The organism is Stygiolobus sp. CP850M, from assembly GCF_037389425.1.
In the GTDB taxonomy this organism is placed as follows: Archaea; Thermoproteota; Thermoprotei_A; order Sulfolobales; family Sulfolobaceae; genus Stygiolobus.
Genome location: NZ_JBBHKR010000059.1, coordinates 1 through 3000, shown reverse-complemented (window position 1 = coordinate 3000; position 3000 = coordinate 1). Strand labels below are relative to the sequence as shown.

The 3000-nt window shown below is 36.4% G+C and carries 3 protein-coding genes; 2 read left to right on the top strand and 1 reads right to left on the bottom strand.

Annotated features, from left to right (window positions below; translation table 11 throughout):
• The coding region (locus WIW89_RS06160) for a hypothetical protein (RefSeq protein WP_337720127.1) at positions 1–1113 on the top strand (1113 nt) is incomplete at its 5' end.
• 64 nt (positions 1114–1177) lie between these two features.
• On the opposite strand, the gene WIW89_RS06155 is transcribed toward WIW89_RS06160, so the two are convergent.
• Positions 1178–2068 carry a DUF929 domain-containing protein gene (locus WIW89_RS06155; protein ID WP_337720126.1) on the bottom strand — a complete coding sequence of 297 codons (891 nt, stop codon included), beginning with the start codon at positions 2066–2068 and terminating at the stop codon, positions 1178–1180.
• Positions 2069–2357: 289 nt separating this feature from the next.
• Between WIW89_RS06155 and WIW89_RS06150 the strand changes: the two genes are divergently transcribed.
• On the top strand, positions 2358–2951 hold the full coding sequence (locus WIW89_RS06150; protein ID WP_337720125.1) for a hypothetical protein: 594 nt from the start codon (positions 2358–2360) through the stop codon (positions 2949–2951).
• Positions 2952–3000 lie beyond the last annotated feature (49 nt).

The window sequence follows — 3000 nt, the reverse complement described above, 5'->3', positions numbered from 1 at the left end:
GAATTTTCTGTATTAGCTTATGTTTGTAAGGATGAAGACGTGAAGAAACTCAGAGAGACTTTTGATAAGTCCACGATACATCGAGCCGTTTTAGACTTGTTAAGTCAACTCTCCGATTACTTACAAACTCAAATAGATGAGTTAAATATTGCAAATTCGGCGTCATTCCCAGGTTGTGTAGAGAAAAGGACGCCAAGACAAAGGGAGGTTAAGAGGGAAAAACCCAAACCCAAGAAGGAGGACATTAAGTTTCTAATAGAGCAGATGAGGACACTTCCTGAGGAATTTGATATCTTACCGTTGCTAAGCCGTGACGGGAAACTGATCTCATTGGTTATGCAAAACCTCAGCCTTACAGCACTGGATAAGATAGTGAAGTCGTTATCACACGTTAAAGGAGATGCTATAACGCCTATTAATCCAGACTTACAAACGTTAAATTACGTTTTAAGCACGATTAAGTTCGACCTTCAAAAGGGGAACCCATTGTCGTCGCTTGACGATTTCACATTCTTTACAGCCATGTTCGTAGATCAAGGAGATATTGATGAGGGAGAGTTCATGGGTAAGAAAATCCCTAAAAGGAGCGGTAAATTCTTCACTTCCAATTCTAAAGGAGGGCTTAAACCTATACCCCTTGAATTTCTCGATTACTCTAAGAATAAAAAGAATGGACTATATGTAGGTTACTTTGTCCACGACGGCCAGCAATTCGTAAGATTAGGAGGCTTCGACTTACTGGATTACCATGAGCAAGGAAAGTTTACTATTAACGCATACCTACTCTCGTCTTTTTTAGCCGCCCAAAGGGACTTTAGCATTGAATACTCAGCCTTCGACAAGCTGGTGAGCAACTTCGTTAACAGTGTGATATCCAAAGGTATAGGTGCAAAATACGTAAAGGAAGTGTTTGAACTCGAGAACTTATTATATGACATCCAGTTAGTAAAGAACGTCACCAAGGAATCAATAAACATAGTAGACCCTATATCTTTCTGGTACTACAAAAGTAAAGGGCAAGACCCATTATTATGCACTGAATGTGAGCTAAAGGATAAGGTGGAACTATGGAATAAAATAACGAAAGGGTGGTTCAGGGAATTCCTGCTGTAGAATTTTTAGTCAACTACAGTTGTTTTTAAAACTGTAAAAATAATGGGTCTTAAAAAACACAACCTTACATAGCTTCTTTTATTACGTTCAATATTTGTTGCGCTTCTTCTTGTATGTAAGACGTTGTTTCTAACTGAGCATATGCGTAAGGGTTAGAGGTGACGTTAACCTTAGGTATTACTCCTTTCGAAATATTTCCATAAAGTTCCTGCGGCGTATAACCCGAAGTAGCGAAGTAATAAGGAGCTACCGAGTTCAACGTTTGGTCATATCCAATTATCATCCAGGTGCCGTTGGGTCCCGTTATTAATATTGCTGTAGGTATATGGGGAGGATTTCCAGCATCAGCTAGATTAGGGTACTGCCCAAATGGCGTGTTCAGCTCATATTTAGCTATCAAGTTATAGACCCAATTAGGTACATCCTTTTGGAGTTCTTGTTGTTCTAAAGTTACTATGGAATCACCAGAGTAGGGGACTATAGTACCGTTTGTCAGGCTAATACTATCATTGTTAGTAAACATCCTTCCTATCATGTAGAAGAAATGAAAATGTACACTTCCATTAGGTATAAAAGTCTGAAATAATAAGCCCGGTACTTGCATTGGTGTTGATACACCTCCAGTAGGTGAGGGCAATGGTTCTGGATCAGACCATGTTGGGGTAACGTTAATTTTACCGTAGTGGCTTAAGGCTAGATACAATGACCATGACTGGGTAGCTCCGTAAGGGCATCCCTCCCAAGAGACTAAATAAACATCGACAATATTCGGTGATGACGCATAGTCCTGATTTGAGACCTTAACAAAATGTAGGAATGGAAATGATTCGCTTGCCTGGGTTGTAGGAGGCTTTATGGAAGGTAAGATTATTAGAAAAGCTAGTATTACTACGAATATGATGAAAGGTATATATATGAGCTTACTCTCCTTTTTACTCTTCTTTGATTTAGCCATCAATGATATCTCTTAGCATAGTTACTAAAACTTTTTCCTAAAACACACATAGTCCAGAAGGTTAATACGACCAGAAGATTTGCTTTTTATTTAAAGTTTAATTAGCTTCATGAAATATTTTATTTCAATAAAAAGAGTACAATTAATAATTCTTCTTTTCTGGCAAAGAATAATTTTTGATAAAGAGGAAAAAGTATATGAAGACATCTGAATCTGTGTTATATTGAAGTTAATACTTATTTTTGATTAAGTTATAAAGACATATTATATGAAAAAGAGATTACGATTCTTGAGTTCCATAAGCAAGATAGGAAAGTCAACGTTCACAGTTCTTACTGCATATTATTTAAAGTCATTAGAGATCCCTTTTTTGATAGAAGAGCTAGATCCCTTCCAGACAGTTAGAGTTCTTGTGGACGATGAGTTCGATATTGTGGATTATTTTAATATAAACAAGTACCTATATTCTGATTCTTTTCTTGAAATAGACGAGGATAAGTTACGAATTATATATAATAGCTCTATTTGGAATATACTTATTTCAGACTTGCTCACAAACATTGGCCCACAGACTGATTCAATAAAGTTTCAAGACAATATAACGACTGAAAACGTTAATGTGTTCCTGACGGACATGACCAGACTTTCCGAAACTATAGAATATGCAAAGAAGTGGAATGACGGTGTCAGAGTCTTAATTGTTAACATGATACCATCAGAAAATATATCCCTTGTAGAAGATCAAGTTTTAGAATTGATATATGAGGAAGGAGTTTTCAAAAAAGCTTTCGTATTCCCTTATGATGAAAGGATAAAATACCTAGATCCTGATAAGTTAGAGTGGTTTAAAGGAGCATTATCTAGAATTCTACTTTTGAGATAAGAAAGAGACAATCATATTTCTCCTTTGTTTCTCAATATTTTAAGAAAAA

Coding starts and splice junctions, on each gene's coding strand:
- WIW89_RS06155 (WP_337720126.1), bottom strand. CDS start 2,068: ATGGCTAAATCAAAGAAGAGTAAAAAGGAGAGTAAGCTCATATATATA.